The organism is Citrobacter sp. C1, assembly GCF_014596895.2.
GTDB lineage: Bacteria > Pseudomonadota > Gammaproteobacteria > Enterobacterales > Enterobacteriaceae > Citrobacter > Citrobacter gillenii.
In genome coordinates this window covers 54,764-75,014 of record NZ_CP115035.1, presented here as the reverse complement: position 1 = coordinate 75,014, position 20,251 = coordinate 54,764, and the positions used below count along the sequence as shown (strand labels likewise).

Genomic DNA, 20,251 nt, shown 5'->3' with positions numbered 1-20,251 from the left:
CCTTTATTGCGCAAAAATTGGCAACAGCAAATACAGCTTAATCACCAGCGCGTTAACGATGTCGATAAAGAACGCCCCTACCATCGGCACGACTAAAAATGCAGTATGCGATGGACCAAAACGCTCGGTAATCGCCTGCATGTTGGCAATCGCCGTCGGCGTTGCGCCGAGACCAAAACCACAGTGCCCGGCTGCCAGCACAGCGGCATCGTAGTTCTTGCCCATCATGCGCCAGGTAACAAATATGGCGTACAGCGCCATGAAGATCGTCTGCACCACCAGAATCGCCAGCATCGGCAGCGCCAGCGAAGCCAGTTCCCACAGCTTCAGGCTCATCAACGCCATCGCCAGGAACAGCGACAGACTCACGTTGCCCAGCACGGAAACCGCGCGTTCAAACACCCGATAAAAGCCCATTAACGCCAGGCCATTGCTGAGGATCACCCCAACAAACAGCACGCAGACGAAGGTCGGCAATTCCAGCACGGTACCCACCAGCAATTGCGCAACGATTTTGCCCACCGTCAGACAGATAGCGATCAGCGCGATGGTTTCAATCAGCACCAGAGAGGTGATGATGCGCCCGACATCCGGTTTTTCAAACGCAGTCGGCACGGCCTGATCGTCCGGCATACCGTCAGGCGTAGTGGAGTGCTTCACCAGATAGCGCGCGACCGGGCCGCCAATCAGTCCACCCAGCACCAGGCCAAATGTTGCGCACGCCATCGCCACTTCGGTGGCATTGGTAAAACCGTAGCGCTCAATAAACAGCTTACTCCACGCCGCACCCGTACCGTGTCCACCGGAAAGCGTAATCGAACCGGCAATCAGCCCCATCAACGGGTCAAGACCCAGCAGGCTCGCCATCCCGATCCCAATGGCGTTCTGCATCAACAGCAACCCCACCACCACAATCAGAAAAATGCCCACCACGCGGCCACCGGCGCGCAGGCTGGCGATGTTGGCGTTCAGGCCGATAGTGGCAAAGAACGCCAGCATCAACGGGTCACGCAGCGTCATATCGAAATTAACTTCCCAGCCCATGCTCTTTTTCAGTACCAGCAGTGCGATCGCCACCAGTAAACCACCCGCAACGGGCTCAGGTATCGTGTATTTCTTCAGGAAGGGAACAGACTGGACGAGCTTACGTCCCAGCAGCAACACCAGCGTTGCCGCAACCAATGTAGATAACGTATCGAGGTAAAACATAGACAGCTCCATTAGTGCGTTTAGCACAATCACGCACGATGTATTCCAGATCGATTTTTAGGTCTTTTTAGGTTTTCGGGGTGGATTTTAAGCAGAAAATGACAAAAAGTTATATAAAAAGGTGAGTTCATCGGTTTTAAATATTAAGAATACCTGCTAGCAAACGTTTGCTTTTCTGTTCTGGTCAGATAAAATCACCGCTTTTCCACCATGGGATTGCCTCTGATGTCCGTTAACGCCGTAGAGCCAACAAATGCGCAACCGGTTGCGCAGGCTCACAACAGTGAACTGATTTACCGTCTTGAAGATCGCCCCCCGTTAGCCCAGACCCTGTTTGCCGCCTGCCAGCACCTGCTGGCGATGTTCGTCGCGGTGATCACGCCAGCCCTGCTTATCTGTCAGGCGCTCGGTTTACCGGCTCAGGATACTCAACACATTATCAGTATGTCGCTGTTCGCATCCGGCGTAGCCTCCATCATTCAGATTAAAGCCTGGGGGCCGGTTGGCTCAGGGCTGTTATCTATTCAGGGCACCAGCTTTAACTTTGTAGCACCGCTGATTATGGGCGGCACGGCGCTGAAAACCGGCGGTGCAGATGTCCCGACCATGATGGCGGCACTGTTCGGTACGCTGATGCTGGCGAGCTGCACGGAAATGGTTATCTCGCGCGTACTGCATCTGGCGCGCCGTATTATTACCCCGCTGGTCTCAGGTGTGGTGGTGATGATTATCGGCCTGTCGCTGATTCAGGTAGGCCTGACGTCAATCGGTGGCGGCTATGCCGCAATGAGCGACAACACCTTCGGGGCACCGAAGAATCTGATGCTGGCCGGCGTTGTACTGGCGCTCATTATTCTTCTTAACCGCCAGCGCAACCCGTACCTGCGCGTGGCATCGCTGGTGATTGCCATGGCCGCAGGCTATCTGCTGGCCTGGTTTATGGACATGTTGCCGCAAAACACCGCCCCGGTGAGCCAGGACTTCATCATGGTACCAACGCCGCTATATTATGGCCTGGGCATCGACTGGAGCTTACTGCTGCCACTGATGCTGGTCTTTATGATCACCTCACTGGAAACCATCGGCGATATTACGGCCACCTCCGATGTCTCCGAACAACCGGTCTCCGGCCCGCTGTACATGAAGCGTCTGAAAGGCGGCGTTCTGGCAAATGGCCTGAACTCGTTTGTTTCCGCCGTGTTCAATACCTTTCCGAACTCCTGCTTCGGGCAGAACAACGGGGTGATTCAGTTGACTGGCGTAGCCAGCCGCTATGTTGGCTTTGTAGTCGCGCTGATGCTGATCGCGCTGGGTCTGTTCCCGGCGGTCAGTGGGTTTGTACAGCACATCCCTGAACCGGTTCTCGGCGGCGCTACGCTGGTGATGTTCGGTACCATCGCCGCCTCCGGGGTGCGCATTGTTTCTCGCGAGCCGCTGAATCGCCGCGCTATTCTGATTATTGCACTGTCGCTGGCCGTTGGCCTGGGCGTCTCCCAGCAGCCGCTGATCCTGCAGTTTGCCCCGGACTGGGTGAAAAACCTGCTCTCCTCAGGGATTGCCGCAGGCGGTATTACCGCTATCGTTCTGAACCTCGTTTTCCCGCCAGAGAAACAGTAAGCGACATGCGGCGTTGATTCTGAATCAACGCCGCTGTTACGCTCTTTCACCATTCCCGCCTTGAGGATTGCGCGTAAATCGTGCATAACTTGACTACGTGTACTTTGCGGGATGGAAGACCATGAAATTTATTGGAAAGCTGCTTCTTTACGTGCTGATCGCCCTTGCAGTGGCGATCCTCGGTCTCTATTTTCTACTGCAAACCCGCTGGGGCGCCGAGCATGTCAGCGCCTGGGTGTCAGAGAACAGCAGCTACCACCTGACGTTTGATGCCATCGATCATCGGTTTTCTTCGCCCTCCCACATTCTGCTGGAGAACGTCACCTTTGGTCGGGATGGCCAGCCTGCCACCCTGGTAGCAAAAAACGTTGATATTGGGCTGAGCAGTCGCCAAATCACCGACCCGCTGCACGTCGACACCATCCTGTTGCAAAACGGTACGCTGAATCTTTCTCCACAAACTGCACCGCTGCCGTTCCAGGCCGATCGCCTGCAGCTACAGGATATGGCACTCAACAGCCCCGGAAGCGAGTGGAACCTCAGTGCGCAGCGCGTGAACGGCGGCGTGATCCCCTGGAGCCCTGAAGCCGGAAAAATACTCGGCAGTAAAGCGCAGATCCAGCTCAGCGCCAGCTCGTTAACGCTGAACGATGTTCCTACGACTAACGTGCTGATTGAAGGCAGTATCGATAACGATCGCGTCACGTTAAGCAATATTGGCGCCGATGTGGCGCGCGGCGCATTGACCGGCGTGGCGCAGCGAAACCCCGACGGCAGTTGGATGGTGGAGAGTCTGCGGCTAAACGACATTCGGTTGCAAAGCGATAAATCGCTGACCGACTTTTTTGCGCCGCTCACCACCATTCCCTCGCTGCAAATTGGTCGTCTTGAGGTGACAGATGCCCGTCTACAAGGCCCTGACTGGGCGGTAACGGATCTCGATCTCAGCTTGCGTAACATGACCTTCAGTAAGGACGACTGGCAAACCCAGGAAGGTAAGTTGTCGATGAACGCCAGCGAATTTATCTACGGCTCGCTGCACTTCTTCGATCCTATTCTCAACGCTGAGTTCTCGCCGCAGGGCATTGCGCTGCGCCAGTTCACCACCCGCTGGGAAGGCGGTATGGTCAGAACCTCCGGCAACTGGTTGCGCAATAGCAAAGCGCTTGTTCTCGACGATGCCGCAGTTGCCGGGCTGGAATACACGCTACCGGAAAACTGGAAACCGCTGTGGGTGAAGCCCTTGCCCACCTGGCTCGACAGCCTGACGTTGAAGAAATTCAGCGCCAGCCGCAATCTGGTGATTGATATCGACCCAGCCTTCCCGTGGCAGCTCACCGCGCTGGACGGTTACGGCGCCAACCTCGGACTGGTGCAAAATCACCAGTGGGGGATCTGGAGCGGCAGCACCACGCTCAACGCCGCGGCCGCCACGTTTAACCGTACCGACGTACGCCGCCCTTCGCTGACGCTTACGGCCAACAGCAGCACGATCAATATCAGCGAACTGAGCGCGTATACCGAGAAAGGGTTGCTGGAGGCTACCGCCAGCATCTCACAACTTCCGCAGCGCCAGACGCAGGTCAGCCTGAACGGTCGCGGTGTGCCAATGACTATCCTGCAACAGTGGGGATGGCCTGCGCTGCCGATTTCCGGCGACGGTAACATCCAACTGACTGCCAGCGGCACTCTGCACGCAGATACGCCGCTGAAGCCCACGGTGAACGGTCAACTGCATGCGGTGAATGCCGACAAGCAGCAAGTGACACAGACGATGAGTGCAGGTGAGATTTCGGGCGGCGAAGTGATGTCGACCGAGCCTGCGCAGTAAGGTATCGCCGGTAGAGCAAATACTACCGGCCCAAAAAGTTGTGCACACCGTGGTGCCGGCATCGCCATCCGGCACCACGTTCACATGCACTTACAGGGTAATGGTCAACACATTGCCTTCTGCTGCAATCACCACACCCCACTCGCTCCCTGTAGATGAACCGCCCTTCACGCCGCCAACTTGCAGGATGTTACGCAGACACAGCGTCCAGTTGCGCGCCTCGCCCTCCCCCGTCACGGTGATGGTGTTATCCACACGTTTCGCCCTCAGCGTGAAGATAACCGAGCCGTCAGCGGCCGGCACGTCACAGACGGCTTCACGACCCTCCTCTAGATGGAACAGCTGGAACGCAGTGCCTTCATGCCAGGCGTAATCCGGTTTTTGGTTATTGCTGCCCAGCGCCAGCAGGGTGTTGTCACGCACGTAGACCGGCAGGCTCAGGAAGTCATGCTGCTGTTTATGCCAGCGACTGCCCACAATCTCGTCGTTACGCCACAGGTGCGTCCAGCGACCTTCCGGTAGGTAGAACTGCACATCTCCCGCTTCAGAGAACACCGGGGCCACCATCACGCTGTCGCCCAGCATGTACTGACGGTCAAGGTAATCACACGCCGGATCGTCCGGGAATTCGAGCATCATCGCACGCATCATCGGCGTGCCATACTCGCTGGCGCGCACAGCTTCGCGATACAGATACGGCATCATGCGGCATTTCTGCTCGGTGAAGTAACGCACCACATCGCAGGATTCGTCGTCGTACGCCCATGGTACGCGGTAGGATTTGCTGCCGTGCAGACGACTGTGGCTGGAGAGCAGCCCAAACGCACACCAGCGTTTGTAGACGTGCGCCGGGGCGGTATTCTCAAAGCCGCCGATGTCGTGACTCCAGAAGCCAAAGCCGGACAAGCCGATGGATAAGCCACCGCGCAAGCTTTCCGCCATTGATTCGTAGTTGGCGTAGCAGTCGCCGCCCCAGTGCACCGGAAACTGCTGCGCGCCCACGGAAGCAGAACGGGCGAACAGCACCGCCTCTTCTTCCCCCACGGTCTCTTTCAGCACGTTCCACACCAGTTCGTTGTAGATGAACGCATAATGGTTGTGCATTTTCTGCGGGTCAGCGCCGTCAAACCACTGCACATCCGTCGGGATACGCTCGCCAAAATCGGTCTTAAAGCAGTCCACGCCGATATCTACCAGGCCTTTCAGCTTGTTGGCATACCACTCGCAGGCCTCTGGATTGGTAAAGTCATAAATCGCCAGCCCCGGCTGCCATTTATCCCACTGCCACACTGAGCCGTCCGGCCGCTTAAGCAGATAGCCTTTTTCTTTCAGTTCGTTGAACAGCGGCGATTTCTGCCCGATGTACGGGTTGATCCACACGCAGACCTTCAGGCCTTTCTCCTTCAGACGGCGGATCATGCCTTCCGGGTCCGGGAACGTCACCGGGTCCCACTCAAAATCACACCACTGGAAGGCCTTCATCCAGAAGCAGTCGAAATGGAAAACGTGCAGCGGCAAATTGCGCTCGGCCATGCCGTCGATAAAGCTGTTCACCGTCGCTTCATCGTAGTTGGTGGTGAACGAGGTGGTGAGCCACAGACCGAACGACCACGCAGGCGGCAGTGCCGGGCGACCGGTAAACTGGGTATAGCGATCCAGCACCGCTTTCGGGGTCGGGCCGTCGATCACGAAGTATTCCAGATACTCGCTTTCCACGCTGAACTGCACCTTTGACACCTTCTCGGAGCCAATTTCAAACGACACACACTGCGGATGGTTCACCAGCACGCCGTAACCACGATTGGTGACATAGAACGGGATGTTCTTGTAAGACTGCTCGGTACTGGTGCCGCCATCGCAGTTCCAGGTCTCGACCGTCTGGCCATTACGCACCAGCGACGTAAAGCGTTCGCCAAGCCCGTACACCGTTTCGCCGACGCCCAGATCCAGGCGCTCGAACATATAGTTGCGATCGCTGTTAGCATCCTGCACGTAGCCATTATTTTTCAACTGGCTACCGGTAATGCGCTCCCCGTTGCGTAAAAAATCGAGGGCCCAGAATTCGCCTTTGGTTACGCGCACACTTAAATTACCGCTCTTTAGTTCGGCAAAGTCGGCGTTATCGCACATCTCAACCTTCACGTCCTGCAGCACGTTCAGCGGATAATGCGGGCCGTTATCCAGCGCTCCCTGAAAGTGCTCCATACGCACACCCACCACGCCTTCCTGCGGCGAGAAGAAGCGCAGCGTAAACATCGGGGTGTCCAACTGCCAGGTTCGCTCACGCACGTCGCGCGGCGCAACGTAGACCACCATCTCATTACCCTGCTGTTCAACATCGAACACCTGAACGGGGTTTATTACATTCAGACCTGGCTGGGTCATCCAGTTTCCGTCACTAATTTTCATCGTCTGTTCCTTTAGTTCTGAAATGCTTTCGCCGTAACGTCCTGTTGATTGCGTCGGTCAGATACGGGGCATAAGGTGTACACAGGCATACTGGTACCGGTTACAGTTTTTGTAAATCATCACGCGGGACATGGGTATTCCGATATCTCGTTATCAAATTACGATTCTTGTTTTCTGTGATCGGGGTAGCGTCCAAAAATAAACATCACTGTAACTTATGGATTTTGTGGGGATTTATATGAAACCGATCATGTTATAGCGAAACGGAAGTTAAAAAAGTGAGTCAGGGGGTGTGGAAACCCGAGGAAGTAGCTATAATGCGCCCCGCCTCCATGTAGCAATCGAGGCGCGGAAGATCGTCATCTCCGGTGAGGTGGCTGGACTTCAAATCCAGTTGGGGCCGCCAGCGGTCCCGGGCAGGTTCGACTCCTGTGATCTTCCGCCAAAATGCCTCACGTTAGTTCTTCTTAATTCACATCTCTTCTTAGCTTTCTATATCCCGTATTGATCTCTGGCATACTACGTTGAATGTAGCGTTATTAGTCAGGTAACAACGGAGGCGACATGACAGATAAACACTTACCACAATCCCCGACAGGCGAATTTATTATGTTTGCCAGTGATGACGGAAGAGTCCGTGTTGAATGTCGCTTTGAGTCAGACACCATCTGGTTATCTCAGGCAATGATCTGCGAACTGTATGGCAAAGCTAAAGCCACTATCAGCGGGCATATTAAAAACATTTTTGAAGATGGCGAGCTAGAGGAAAATTCAGTTGTTCGGTTTTACCGAACAACTGCCAGTGATGGCAAAAACTATCAAGTTCAATACTTTAGCTTGCCAGTAATACTCGCCGTGGGTTATCGCGTCCGTTCGCCCCGTGGCACTCAGTTCCGACAATGGGCAACCCAGACGCTCCAGGAATACCTAATCAAAGGCTTTGTGATGGACGATGAGCGGCTGAAAAATCCGCCCGTGGGTTCATCGGCTGTACCCGACTATTTCGATGAGATGCTCGAACGCATCCGCGATATTCGCGCCAGCGAGCGCCGGGTTTATTTACGAGTTCGGGAGATCTTTGCATTAGCGGCTGACTATCAACCGTCGCTGAAAGAAACCACGCAGTTTTTTCAAACTATCCAGAACAAGCTACATTTTGCCTGTACCGGCCATACGGCTGCTGAACTCATCCACAAACGTGCTGACGCCAGCCAGCCGCATATGGGGCTGACCAGCTATAAAGGTGAAGAGGTACGTAAGGGTGACGTGACAGTGGCAAAAAATTATCTCACCCAAGATGAGGTCAGCGAACTTAATCGCGTGGTTAACATGTGGCTGGATTTTGCCGAGGATCAGGCCCGGCGTCGTCAGCAGGTCTTTTTACGCGACTGGCAGGATAAGCTTGATCAGTTTCTGCAATTTAACGACCGTGAAGTTCTGCAAGGCGCAGGAAAAGTCAGCAAGAAAATGGCCGATGAAAAAGCGCAGGCAGAATATAGTCAGTTTGCCGAGCAACAACGGCGCTTAAAAGAAGCCGAAGGTGAAAAGGATATAGTGGAGTTGTTACAGTGGGGAAAAGAAGGAAGAAGGTAGGACTGGATGCCTCCGCCCTCCCACAAGCAAAATCATTTGGGGGGCTGATGGGGGTTACTCATTTATCCAATACAAAATATCAATATAAAATCAATAGATTAACTATTAAATATAAATCCTGTGATCTTCTGTCAAATATTTTACAATTTTGAGCTGTATGTACACTTATCATTAATTTCTTTTAATCTATACGTGATAAAAATAGTCAGGCTATTATAATCAAACTAATAACAACATAGCTTGTTCTATTCTATCTTTATTAAATTCGTGTAATGTTATAAAATTTGAATTTGTGTTTTTTAAGTAATCAATATGCACATATTCCAATTCTCTTTGATATGCACTATCATCAATTCTAATTGAATCAGTGACAATATTCATTGAATTAGACCTTTTTGATAAGAATATAAAATCAAAATGTTTTAAGCTTTCTTCACCAAGACGTTCAAGTTGCTTAACAAAAAAATCATAACCATCACTTTTTTTCTCAGATAATTGCGCATGTGCGACTATGTCTGGGATGCCCCTATCATAAATAATAAAATCATAATCAGAGTCTAATTTTATCATTTCATTCTCTATTTGACGCATAACCAACCATGATGTTGAAGTAATAGTTTGCTCATGGTTCAGTTTAAAAGGGCACTCCCTTGCAACTTCACTAAAAAAAGCAACTTTTTTTTTATTATTTTCCAATTCTTTTTTTAGCAAAGAAATAAAACTCGTTTTTCCAGATGCGAAAACGCCCGTAACTAATATTTTAATCATTATTATTTCCTAACCCATTCAGAAATTTTAGGATCATTCCAAATCCCATTAAAATACTCACTATAATACTCATATCCTGCTCCGCCTTTGCTATATTGATAAGCCATACTTAACTGACTTAATTTCTTGATCATAAATGGCCCGGTGAATAATTGATCATCTATTATCATTATTGAGTCCATCGGCAAACATGAGTACTTTTTAATTAAAATACGTCCATCTGATAAAGAAAGCTCTTTCTTTGTTTCATCCACCCATGAAATTAAGGAATCAATTGATTTTATTATGCTTCCTTCTACCGCATTTTCATCTTTTTCTCTTTGTTTAATAAAATCTAAATTAGTATCTGGGATCAAAAATCGAATATTAAGATCTTTTTGTAGTCTCTTTTTTAACGTAACTCCTTGAAAATTTATCAGACCTGTACAACCAAATGCAGCTATATCAATTTCACTTGCTGCTTTCAGAAGTTCATTAGTTTTATCATTCATTTTTTGTTTCGTTTCGTAAATAGAAATAAGCTTCCATGATTGAATGATATTCTTGGTAGCTAACTCAGGAAGAGTAATATGATAATCAACAAAATTGATTATCACTGCTGCTATAATAGAGCATCCTATGCTAAGCAGGATGGTATTGATTGCAAGACCATTTCCATTTATTGATGATGCATCAAACGAAAATGATACAACCAAACAAATAACACCAATCAGAAAAATAACAAGTTGAACTATATTTTGTGCTCTCATACTAAACCTTATTTTCTGTTGAAATAATTTATAGCCATATTCTTGCATGACAAAATAACGCATAACAGTATAAAAATCCACAATAAATTACAATAATAGGGAGTTTCACACAATAGAGTTCACCTGTGATTTTATGATCACATACCACCCGACCGCATCGTGGTCGGAATTAATAATCTATTAAAGATAATTTGCATTCTTTATATATTTTTAAACATATATATTAGCGACCATATAATTATAAATAGTAACGTATAAAAAGTTATTGAAGAGCAGGCTTGCCTCAATTAGTAATGGTGAGGTAAAATACTATACAGGTATAAAAGAAAAGTGGATGGCATCTAATAAATAAGCCTAACCCTTTGAAATTCATACAACTTACCATGACAATTGAACCTCGGAGACATAATGTTTAAGACAAAAATCGAGCATTTGAAACAAGTTATACAATCAGATGACTTTTTATCCCTCAGTTTCGAGGACCTTATTAATTTCAATAATAGTATTCAACTTTTAGAGGACTTGATATATCTTGTAGGCTATAACATTATTCTTATTGAGCGAACACCTTCTGGAACCACTATTTTCAGTGCTGGGATGTTCCCTAATGATCTAGATGAAAAAATTAGATTTGATAATAGCAATATTGAAGGTAAGTTATTATTGGCAATTAAAACAACATTTAATCTTATGTTGGAAATAAAACGTTTACCCAATATTTTTGAGTTATACAGCGCAGAGATGATATTAAAAACAAATAATGCAATAGCTGAAAATAATAAAGTTGACGTGTCATTTCTTAACTTAGTTAGAAATAGACTGGCAAATTAGTTTAATATACATTAAAATTTAATTTTTACACGTTACGGGAAATAAAAATGATTATAGCTATTGAAGGTATCGATGGTAGTGGAAAAAACACTCAAGCCAACATCCTAGCTAAAAAACTATCACTCCATGGCAAACATGTTAAATTAATGGGTTTCCCTTGTTATACCGATACACTATTCGGAAAAGAGATTGGTAGTTATTTGAATGGTGAATTTGGCGGTATTAATGAAGTTTCACCAAAATTAGCTTCCATGTTATATGCTGGAGATAGATTTGAAAAAAAAGCAGAAATTATCGATGCGTTAAATAATGATACGATTGTTATCATTGATAGATATGTAGCTTCGAACATAGCCCATCAATCGGCTAAAGTTTTTAATGAGCAACGCAATGAATTACAAAAATGGATCGAATCCTTAGAATTCGGAGTATACTCTCTTCCAAAACCTGATATTAATATATTATTAAACTTGGACGCTTCAACATCTTCACTGCTAGTCTCCATGAAAAACGTTCGCGAATATACAAATAAAAAGTATGACTTACATGAAGAAAACTCAGAATATCTATCTGAGGTAGCAAACGTTTATAGATCATTATCTGAGAATAACGATTCTTGGAAAGTTATAAATTGTACGGAAAGTGGAGTATTGAAAAGCATTGATAGCATTGCTGAAGAAATTTACGCTACTGTTATACAGCACATTTAAAATATATACAATTTGTATGAGATAATTATCTTGAGCCTATTATCTATAATGGGCTTAGTTATATGTAAAAGTACCAATACTAAATCTTTATACATTTATATAGGTTAAGTAAGGTCTTAGCTCAATCATTTTTAATCTGAATATCATAAAAATTCAGCCTCATTTTGCATGCATCTTTTACCCACTTACTAAAATTCCCTTTCCCCGCAGCCTTCTCAATCTGCTCCAGAAGCTCATCTTCAAAGCGAATGTTCTTCATAGTACTTTTAGTTCGGTCAAAATTTGGCTTTTTTTTCTCTTGCATGGTAGGTACCATTTCAGTTAGTTTATACACATGTGGTACCTACCACACGGAATCTTAAATCAAGCAACGCCCAGAAGTGCTGTCACACCAAAGGGCGTCTAACCTCACCAACTATCAAGGAGTTGATTATGGCTGATTCGCATTCTACCCCAGACACCGACCAATCCGGAACCGAGCGTTCGTTAATTGTGGGATATCGCCCGAATGTTTTCGACAAATCCACGCCCAAAATTATCCTTTCCGGCAAGTGGTTACGCACGGCTGGGTTTGATACCGGACAACAGATTACCGTAAAAGTGATGAACGGTTGTATCGTCCTGATGGTCTATGGCGGGCAGGAGCAACGGCTGCAGGATGAGTTGAAAGAGGTACAGCAGAAGCTGGTAAGAATTGAGAGTACGCTAGCGACTCTCCAGTGAAGCACGGCTGAACCTGCAAGCGGTACGTACAGGTACACTTGGTGCCGGATGGCGCTTGCGCTTATCCGGCCTACTTTCATAATCCCCTTTGCCCCACCTCATAGTGACCATCAGAAAGATATCGACTATAATGAACGAATCGAACGATTCATGCGAAATGGTGACAATATGCATACTCTTACGGCAAATGAAGCCAAAACACAATTTGGCGATATGCTGCTTAAAGCACAGCGAGAACCTGTGCAAATTAACCGTAACGGTAAGCCTGTTGCAGTCGTCGTTTCCATTGAGGACTATGAACAAATGGAAGCCATGAAGCTCCAGTTACTGAAGGCCAAAATTCAGCGTGCTCAGAACGATATTCATTCGGGCAATACTGTCGACGGCGATGCTTTTTTTGATGAGTTGATGGATCAACACAAAGGATAAAAAGTGAGTTACAAACTTACTGGGGAAGCACAGCGCGATATTATTGAAATCCGTGATTACACATCAAGAAATTGGGGCGCTAAACAGTCCAGGGATTATCTTAGGAAATTACAGGTCGTTCTCTCCCAATTAGCTGAAATGCCAGGCATGGGGCAACATCGCATTGATGATTTTGGTGAAGATGTTTACAGCTTTCCTTATGTTAGCCATACGATTTACTATAGTGCACAAGACACAAATATTGTTGTATTGGCAGTCTTACACCAAAGCCGAGTACCAACAAAACATCTGGGACAACGTTTGTAGCCCACCACCTTATTTTCCGGATGGCGCTAACGCTTATCCGGTCTACTTTCAAAATCAATTATTCTTCCATAACCAATCATCCCACTTATATATAAGTATTTTAAATTCAGCCGTAGAATAATTTATTTATTTTTCTCTATTATTAATACCTTCACTATTGCAAACCAACCGTAAAAACCCTCATATATTATTTCCTCAACAAAATGGATTATTAAAATGGCAATTCCTGCTTATCTCTGGCTCAAAGACGATGGTGGCTCACTTATAAAGGGATCTGTTGATGTAACCAATCGCGAACGCTCAATCGAGGTGATATCGTTTAGCCATAACCTTTACATCCCCACGGATGGCAATACAGGAAAGCTTACTGGCACACGTGTGCACGGCGCACTGATTTTTGAGAAGGAATTCGATAGCGCTTCACCTTATCTTTTTAAAGCCGTTGCCACAGGGCAAAGCTTGCAATCGGCAGAATTTAGGTGGTACGAGATCAATAATGCAGGTCAGGAAGTAGAGTACTACAACATGCTCCTCGAAGGGGTTAAAGTTGTATCCGTAACACCGATGATGCATGACACTAAAACTGTCATCAATGTTGGTCATAGAGAACAAGTACAGCTGCGTTACGATAAAATCACTTGGCATTATCTCGATGGTAATATCCAGTATTCGGATGCCTGGAATGAACGCATAACCGAATAAGTGAAATCATATGGACACTATCGAAGAGCTTAACGGTACATATTTCTACAGAGGGTTTGCTAATCTTTCAGCAGGAGAACTTCTTTTCTGGATTTTCCTTGATGAAACCAGTGAACAATTTGGCGTAAATGATTACATGACCTTGGGTCTAATTTTACTTGGTCAACCTACGATCGCAACCAGAGGTAAGCCGATAGGGGCAACAGCAGGGACATCACCTCTGAGCTCTCAGCTACGACACTGGTTAAATATAGAAACCAGACGTTTACCCACCCTAACTACAGGAAGTATAAAACGATTAAAATTTGCATATGTAACAAATCTGGGCGCTTTTGTTGGAAGATGGATTCCAATATTGGGGATTATCATAATGGCTTATGACGTGAGTGTGATTTCATACAAAGCCACAATTAAATACAACACCATAGCCAGAGGTAAAGATAAGCTATGGTAAGTGATAATGATGTCATCGCCTGGTACGATGAAACATTTAATAAACCCAGCTTATTCTTTAAAAAGCGTTGGCCAGTCACCCTCGATACCAGTCTTTCAACGGGAGATTATGTGTGGGCCAGTGAAACGGGCGCAGACATCATGGATGCTTACTTTGCAACTTTCAATGTTGATTGCACCAATTTCGATTTTTATAAATATTGGCCTAATGAGACATTCATACTTTATGCAATTTTTACCTGTAGCAGAGATGACGATAAGCCACAGCCATTAACACTCCGCATGCTGGCAGAGTCAGCAAAAGCGGGTAAATGGCTTTATGACTGAGCCTTATTGACGAATGTCATTTATCCGACATACCGCTTCCAAAAAAAATAAAGCCGCTGACCCATTAATCAGCGGCTTTTCCATTACTCACTTATATCAGAAGTTGTATTTCACGCCCAGCATACCGCGGGTATCGCTGTAGCCTTTGTCGCCGACCTGTTGAGCCACGTTGCTCCACACGTTGAGTCGCGGGGTGATTTGGCCTTCGACACCGACTTTCAGTTCGGCGATGTTTTTTGTGCCGCGCATGTCGTTGCTGACATCGTCCATTTTCACGCGGGCGGTCTGCGTATTGTGGATCCAGTTGGCTTCGACAAACGGCTGGAACTCGCGAGATTTACCGTCGTCGATGGCGTTGTGGCCATTGATGAAGGCCTTCACGCCCAGGCGGGTCATCAGGTTGCCTGCGGTATCATCCTTCACGCGGGTGCCGTTCGCTTCGCGGTGGTCGTCGGCCTGCACGTCCATCCACACCACCTGCGCTTTCGGTTGCAGCCAGTAGCTGTTGCGCTCGCTTTCACCCAGTTTGACGCTATAACCGGCTTCTACCGAGGCGGTAATTCCGCTGGATTTATACTTTTCCGCAGCCTGCTCCTGACCCATCACCTTGTTATCAAACCAGTTGTACAGCACCCAGCTATCCACATAAGTACCGGTCTTGTCGGCGTCATTCGCGTACCAGGTACCGTACAGACCCACGCTGTAACCGGTAACCTGACCGCGTGATGCGTAACCGGTCAGACTGGACTGCGTGCGGTTCTGGCTGTTAGCGTAGCCTGCCATCGCGCCGATGTGCCAGCGATCGAGACCGTCGCTACTCCACTGTGCCAGGTCGCCGCCTAACTGCAATACATAGCTGTTGCTTTGAGTTTTCAACTGCCCGCTGCCATCTTTAAAGCGGGTATGGCCGCCGACGTTGCGCATCCACAGGCTGGTGACTTTTTTCTCGCCCGTCAGCATATCGGTGTACTGCGTTTCCCCCAGACGATCGTGCAGTCGGGTCATAAACAAGGTATTGGCGGCAAAGTTGTTAGCCAGATAGCTGCCCGCTTCCGGGCGGTACTGCTGTTCAGTTACCGGCGGCACAACAGGCTCTTCTGGCTCAGGGATCACCGGGTCCACGGGATCAATGGGGTCTGGATCAACCGGCTCAGGGTCAGTTGGGTCGACAGGATCGGGGTCAACCGGACCAGGTGGAGTGACCGGAATAAAACTGGTCAGATACCAGTTGTTGTCCTTCTGTACCACGTTGTAATCATACGCACCGGCAACAATACGGCCCGCTTTTTCAAAGGTACCGTCGGAATTGCCCGCCACTTCAATGATTTCAATTCCTTCTACGGTTTGCGCCCCGGTTCCGCCGATGTTGTTCACCACCACGAACGTGTTACCCGCCGTATTGCCAAGTACCTTCAACTTATCGGTTTCGGAGGCGTCATCATGAAGCACGGTGTTAAAAACCAGTTTGCCGCCGTTGCCGGTGAAATCCTCATTGATGGTCAGCGTCTGCCACGCTTCGTCGCCACCGTGGCCAAAGTTAACGACTGCCCCGCGGTTTAACGTCAGGTCGGTGAGCGTTGAGCTGCGGGTCATATTCCACGTCGCATCGCGCATTTGCAGCGAGATAACCCCCGTCCCTGCCGTGGCACTGGTGATATATGACGCCCCATTCCACAACGAGTTATCGGTCATGTTGAGCTTAATCGTACTGTTTTGCTGCGCCAGCGTGCTGGTCGCCGCAGTGCCGCTGGCGGCGTGCAAATCACCGTCGATGAGGAAGCGCCCGCCAGCGGAGCCGTCTACGGTACCGCCCGTTTCAGTGCTGATAGCATAGCTTTCATTGCTGTGATCGCCCGCCATGGTAATGGCGGCACCGCCTGCCAGGTTTATCGCACCGCGTGAAATCGCAAACAGGCCGCGTGGCGCTTTGCTGTATGAAGTCGCTTTTCCAGCACTGTTCACGCTAATGGTCGCGTTGTCGCCCAGATTCACGGTCGCGTTCGTGGAGTAGACCGCATGTGCACTGATACCGTTCACCGTAATCGTGGCGTTATTGCCCAGTTCCGTTTTGGACGATGAGGCGGCATAAATCCCCGTTGAGGAAGCACCCGACGTCTCGATGGTAGCGTCATTGCCAAGCAGGATCGAGGAACCACTCCGCCCGGTGCGAAGACCTTCAGAGCCGTCGCCGGTCGTCACAATGTGTGCCCGGTCGCCAACGACAATCGTATTTTTGGCCTCCGTGGCGTCTTTCATTGCGTTTGCAGTGACACCACGCCCCTGGTAACCGGTGGTTTGAATATACAGATCGTCACCGACATAGATATTTGCCGAACCTGTCCAGCCCTGGCTTAGCGAGTTATAACCGGCATTGATCCCATCACCATCCTGACCATCCACATAAATGGAGGTACGGTCGCCGGTGATAATAAAGACCGGGTTATCTGGCGTATTAGCTCCGTGTGTACGGATACCATCAACGTCTTTACCGTTGTTAGCGGCATTCTTTGACTGAGTACGAATCGTCAGGTCATCACCGAAAATAACCCCTGGGCTTCCCGTGTTGCCGTTCTGAATAACGGTAAGGGAGTGTTCAAAGGCTTCTGCGCCAGGTCCATTAAGCGTCACCCCGTGGCCATAAACGGGAATCGTGCCCGCATTCCATTGATAAACATAATTCGGCAACGCGCTGGTTTTCGCGAAATGAGCATTCGCCTGAGCAGGAATTAACGCCTGCAATTCCGGGGGCAAACTGCTCACCAGCCCGCTGGAGGGAAGACTGTCGACATCCACCCATGCCGCGTGGGATGAAAATACCATAGAAGCTAATGCGGCAGACACCGCTATGGCTAGACGTGAGTAATACTTAGGATTGGGCATAATTGCCTCCTACATTTAGGCGTAGAGAGTCCACCACATCGTAATAATGTGGAAATAATAAAAATGAAAAACAGTTATAAAATATTCGAGATTATTTTATGAATACTATGTCCCAGCTTTTCTTCAAGCCGAAGTTTATAGACGTAAATTTTCTTAATATCGATATTATCTGTGACGGTGATTTGCTGAATACTTTTCCCCGACATAAAACGCTTCAGCAATATCATTTCCGTGTAGTTTAATGATCGTCCACGCTTGCTGTTAGCCAGGTGACCTGTGAACAGTCGGTGAATCTTCTGATGCTGAACAATATCGTCATCGTCAGAATAAATAATGCCTTGTATGTAACTGCTTTTCGACAACCAGTAATTGGCTAACGGTGTCAGATTCCGGTCAGAGAGCAGGACAATACGCATCCCGCTACGGGCTAAACGGTCAACCCACTGCGGATCGGCGAACAAGCGCAGATTCGGGAACGAAAAGTCGACAAAAATAAAGCCCTGGGACAAATGATTTTGATTATTAAGCAGAAGTTTTTCAACGATCCCTGCTTTCAAAAAACGATTCCCCTCAGGCCAGATAGCAAAAGTAGCACGGTGACAATACTGTGCGCGTACCGCAGGCTGCGGAAATAAAGAGCAGGATAATTCACAACTTATGCAACGAACATTTGGTGGCGGTTTTCTCTTCATCAAAAACAACTCCTGTAATTTTTTCCTTCAATATTTCACTGGTAAATAAATGTGTCAATCGACACGCTACGCGCGCCCCGTTAGTCAATTAAATTCAGTCATTAAAAATGTTATAAAGTCTTATCAGCAAATTAATACGGATGGTAAATAACCTGATACCAATCAGTATATGCGTATCTTTTCTCAGACAAATAACCATAACATTAGGAATTTTGCACATAAATCACGGCACCAGGATAAATAATCACATAGCACTATTTGCTAAAAAACCGACACAAGAGATAATTATCAGTAACATTAATCCGATATTTTAATCACTCTGGCGGCGTGGTGAATAAATATAAGGGTAATTCTGATAAATCTGTAATGAATTCTCATTACTTAACCTTAGTTCATTCTCACCTAAGATTTATCTATGCTATCCGTTTGTATTTTAATGATTTTATTTCGTCACCTAAGAACTTTATCACTGATGATGTGCAAAGACCGAGGCGTCTTTGCGATTTGTATGTAGAATTAAAGGGGGTGTCAACGGCACTCCGTGATACGTCTTTGTTACTGAGGGCCGGGCATTGTACCTTATCAATCAGTTGGTCGAATTTAATCCTGATAACAGAAGTCTGGTTAACCAGCAGACCGGGCGGTCGATTCAACTGCAACTGCCAGCCTCACTCTGCTTTTTGTATTTAATTACGCACCCAAATGAAATTGTTTCTCAGAACACGCTGCTAAAAGTGGGTTGGGGGGAGCGCAATAATGTCACCACAACCAATACCTTTTATCAGGCAATCCTGACGCTGCGTAAAGCGCTGGAGGAAGTAGGGCTGCCTCGTGACACGGTAAAAACTATTTCTCGCCGAGGGCTAAGATTAACGGAAAATACGCAGGTAGAAGTCATAACGCACACACAAAGTGATGTTTCCTTACCGCCAGTGATTGAAGAAAACACAACACCCGTAACAATAGTGCCCTCACCGAAACAAACAACGCCGATCCCACGATGGGGGATTATTTTTACCCTCAGCGTGCTTATTGCTACCCTGGTTATCTGGCTGGTGTGGTATCAGAAACGCCCGGCGATGCCATTTAACGCCTTCGTCTCTATTTCCATGCGAATTCCCTCAAATCAAAACTGCAAAATTTATTATTCACCGAATGAACACAATCTGGACGGTTATTTCAATTTGATGCAATCGCATCCCTCTCTCTGTGAAAAAAACCATTATGTGTTCCTTGCCGGTTACCGCAAAGCCGAGAGAGTGGTCGCCTTTGTCTGTGATAAAGACGCACGAACGGATGCTTCTGCGTTTTGTACCAGCCATTATTACTGGATGCGTGCGCAATGAAAAAAACCTGCACGATTATTCTGGTCAGTATTGGGCTGGCGACGGTTCTCGGTTCAGGTGCCTGGCTATGGCATTCGCGATATGCCGAACAACCACTGAATTGCGTCGGCAACGTAGAGTGGAATATTGGTGACAAACGCTTTACCGGCACGGTGTCGTACCGGATGTACCAGCATGAAGGGCTGGCGACCATTAACGGCAGGCTGTATGGACATCACACCACGGACGTCAGCAGGAACATTTATTTTATCTACACCCAACAGCGCGATGCCCGCGTGCTGCAGACGATGCAGGTGGTCAAAACTTTCGCCGATACAGCGGATGAAGATGATATTAACAGCACATTGCCAGGGTTTTATCGCCAGAGCGGGCGAGGCCTGAGCCTGGTTATGGAGGAGTATAAAGGCGCGTGGATTTTTGCGACGTCGAATGTTCCCTCACTGTATTGCCGCAAAAGATAATATCGTAATTTCACTTAAATCCAGCATTCACATTTATCATCACTGACTTACGCGACATGGGTCACTGAATCCAGTAATAAGCCATTGCTATTCTTCTCCCCGAATCAGGAAGCATCCTGAATACCTCGATATCCACTGCGTAAAAATCAAGCGAAATGGACGTGTTAGAGCGTCCAGAAGACTTTAATCGACGGATGGATATGCGGAGATAACGT

Annotated in this window: 20 protein-coding genes and 1 tRNA gene; 14 read left to right on the top strand and 7 right to left on the bottom strand. The window is 47.8% G+C overall.

The features are described 5' to 3' along the window. Positions 1 to 3: 3 nt before the first annotated feature. Complete coding sequence (gene gltS, locus IB214_RS00370) at positions 4 to 1,209, bottom strand: sodium/glutamate symporter (protein ID WP_096759063.1); 1,206 nt, start codon at positions 1,207 to 1,209, stop codon at positions 4 to 6. A 225-nt stretch (positions 1,210 to 1,434) separates the two neighbouring features. Between gltS and xanP the strand changes: the two genes are divergently transcribed. Beyond that, complete coding sequence (gene xanP / locus IB214_RS00365) at positions 1,435 to 2,826, top strand: xanthine/proton symporter XanP (RefSeq protein WP_096759062.1); 1,392 nt, start codon at positions 1,435 to 1,437, stop codon at positions 2,824 to 2,826. Between the two features lie 121 nt (positions 2,827 to 2,947). Beyond that, entirely contained in the window at positions 2,948 to 4,657 is a 1,710-nt protein-coding gene (locus tag IB214_RS00360; protein WP_117342561.1) for an AsmA family protein, read from the top strand. Positions 4,658 to 4,747: 90 nt separating this feature from the next. Here the strand turns inward: IB214_RS00360 and yicI are convergent, their stop codons facing one another. After that, entirely contained in the window at positions 4,748 to 7,066 is a 2,319-nt protein-coding gene (yicI, locus tag IB214_RS00355) for an alpha-xylosidase (protein ID WP_117342562.1), read from the bottom strand. A gap of 350 nt (positions 7,067 to 7,416) precedes the next feature. Here yicI and IB214_RS00350 point away from each other — a divergent pair. Together IB214_RS00350 and rhuM are read left to right on the top strand one after the other, a co-directional pair. Beyond that, positions 7,417 to 7,511, top strand: a tRNA-Sec gene (locus IB214_RS00350). Between the two features lie 119 nt (positions 7,512 to 7,630). Next, a complete protein-coding gene (rhuM, locus tag IB214_RS00345) occupies positions 7,631 to 8,659 on the top strand; it encodes a RhuM family protein (RefSeq protein WP_135953043.1) in 1,029 nt (342 codons plus the stop codon). 219 nt (positions 8,660 to 8,878) lie between these two features. On the opposite strand, the gene IB214_RS00340 is transcribed toward rhuM, so the two are convergent. Continuing rightward, positions 8,879 to 9,427: an AAA family ATPase gene (locus IB214_RS00340; protein ID WP_117342563.1), complete on the bottom strand. Its 549-nt coding sequence runs from the start codon at positions 9,425 to 9,427 to the stop codon at positions 8,879 to 8,881. Positions 9,428 to 9,429: 2 nt separating this feature from the next. Beyond that, the gene (locus tag IB214_RS00335) at positions 9,430 to 10,239 is read right to left on the bottom strand and encodes a hypothetical protein (protein ID WP_117342564.1); all 810 of its coding nucleotides are present in this window, start codon (positions 10,237 to 10,239) and stop codon (positions 9,430 to 9,432) included. A 345-nt stretch (positions 10,240 to 10,584) separates the two neighbouring features. On the opposite strand from IB214_RS00335, the gene IB214_RS00330 reads away from it, so the two are divergent. Together IB214_RS00330 and tmk are read left to right on the top strand one after the other, a co-directional pair. Next, complete coding sequence (locus IB214_RS00330) at positions 10,585 to 11,007, top strand: hypothetical protein (protein WP_117342565.1); 423 nt, start codon at positions 10,585 to 10,587, stop codon at positions 11,005 to 11,007. Positions 11,008 to 11,054: 47 nt separating this feature from the next. Further along, complete coding sequence (tmk, locus tag IB214_RS00325) at positions 11,055 to 11,717, top strand: dTMP kinase (protein ID WP_117342566.1); 663 nt, start codon at positions 11,055 to 11,057, stop codon at positions 11,715 to 11,717. A gap of 121 nt (positions 11,718 to 11,838) precedes the next feature. Here the strand turns inward: tmk and IB214_RS00320 are convergent, their stop codons facing one another. Then, on the bottom strand, positions 11,839 to 12,021 hold the full coding sequence (locus IB214_RS00320; RefSeq protein WP_117342567.1) for a YlcI/YnfO family protein: 183 nt from the start codon (positions 12,019 to 12,021) through the stop codon (positions 11,839 to 11,841). A gap of 128 nt (positions 12,022 to 12,149) precedes the next feature. Between IB214_RS00320 and IB214_RS00315 the strand changes: the two genes are divergently transcribed. From IB214_RS00315 to IB214_RS00290, 6 genes are all read left to right on the top strand, one after another. Beyond that, entirely contained in the window at positions 12,150 to 12,440 is a 291-nt protein-coding gene (locus IB214_RS00315) for a SymE family type I addiction module toxin (RefSeq protein WP_117342568.1), read from the top strand. Between the two features lie 168 nt (positions 12,441 to 12,608). After that, positions 12,609 to 12,869 (top strand): type II toxin-antitoxin system Phd/YefM family antitoxin, encoded by a 261-nt coding sequence (locus tag IB214_RS00310; protein ID WP_117342569.1) that lies wholly within the window; start codon positions 12,609 to 12,611, stop codon positions 12,867 to 12,869. Between the two features lie 3 nt (positions 12,870 to 12,872). After that, positions 12,873 to 13,175, top strand: a complete 303-nt coding sequence (locus tag IB214_RS00305) for a type II toxin-antitoxin system RelE/ParE family toxin (protein ID WP_115257152.1) — start codon at positions 12,873 to 12,875, stop codon at positions 13,173 to 13,175. 216 nt (positions 13,176 to 13,391) lie between these two features. Beyond that, the gene (locus IB214_RS00300; protein ID WP_117342570.1) at positions 13,392 to 13,877 is read left to right on the top strand and encodes an Hcp family type VI secretion system effector; all 486 of its coding nucleotides are present in this window, start codon (positions 13,392 to 13,394) and stop codon (positions 13,875 to 13,877) included. A gap of 10 nt (positions 13,878 to 13,887) precedes the next feature. Then, on the top strand, positions 13,888 to 14,331 hold the full coding sequence (locus IB214_RS00295; RefSeq protein WP_117342571.1) for an STM2901 family protein: 444 nt from the start codon (positions 13,888 to 13,890) through the stop codon (positions 14,329 to 14,331). Next, on the top strand, positions 14,325 to 14,657 hold the full coding sequence (locus IB214_RS00290; protein WP_115257149.1) for a DUF1493 family protein: 333 nt from the start codon (positions 14,325 to 14,327) through the stop codon (positions 14,655 to 14,657). The genes IB214_RS00295 and IB214_RS00290 overlap by 7 nt, the downstream gene beginning before the upstream one ends. 96 nt (positions 14,658 to 14,753) lie before the next feature. Here the strand turns inward: IB214_RS00290 and misL are convergent, their stop codons facing one another. Then, the gene (gene misL, locus IB214_RS00285; RefSeq protein WP_117342572.1) at positions 14,754 to 17,537 is read right to left on the bottom strand and encodes an intestinal colonization autotransporter adhesin MisL; all 2,784 of its coding nucleotides are present in this window, start codon (positions 17,535 to 17,537) and stop codon (positions 14,754 to 14,756) included. 74 nt (positions 17,538 to 17,611) lie between these two features. Continuing rightward, positions 17,612 to 18,229 (bottom strand): helix-turn-helix transcriptional regulator, encoded by a 618-nt coding sequence (locus IB214_RS00280; RefSeq protein WP_117342573.1) that lies wholly within the window; start codon positions 18,227 to 18,229, stop codon positions 17,612 to 17,614. Positions 18,230 to 18,801: 572 nt separating this feature from the next. Here IB214_RS00280 and IB214_RS00275 point away from each other — a divergent pair. After that, positions 18,802 to 19,575, top strand: a complete 774-nt coding sequence (locus IB214_RS00275) for a winged helix-turn-helix domain-containing protein (RefSeq protein ID WP_117342574.1) — start codon at positions 18,802 to 18,804, stop codon at positions 19,573 to 19,575. Beyond that, positions 19,572 to 20,036, top strand: coding sequence for a hypothetical protein (locus tag IB214_RS00270; RefSeq protein WP_117342575.1), 465 nt, complete (start codon positions 19,572 to 19,574; stop codon positions 20,034 to 20,036). Before IB214_RS00275 ends, IB214_RS00270 begins: the two co-directional genes overlap by 4 nt. Positions 20,037 to 20,251 lie beyond the last annotated feature (215 nt).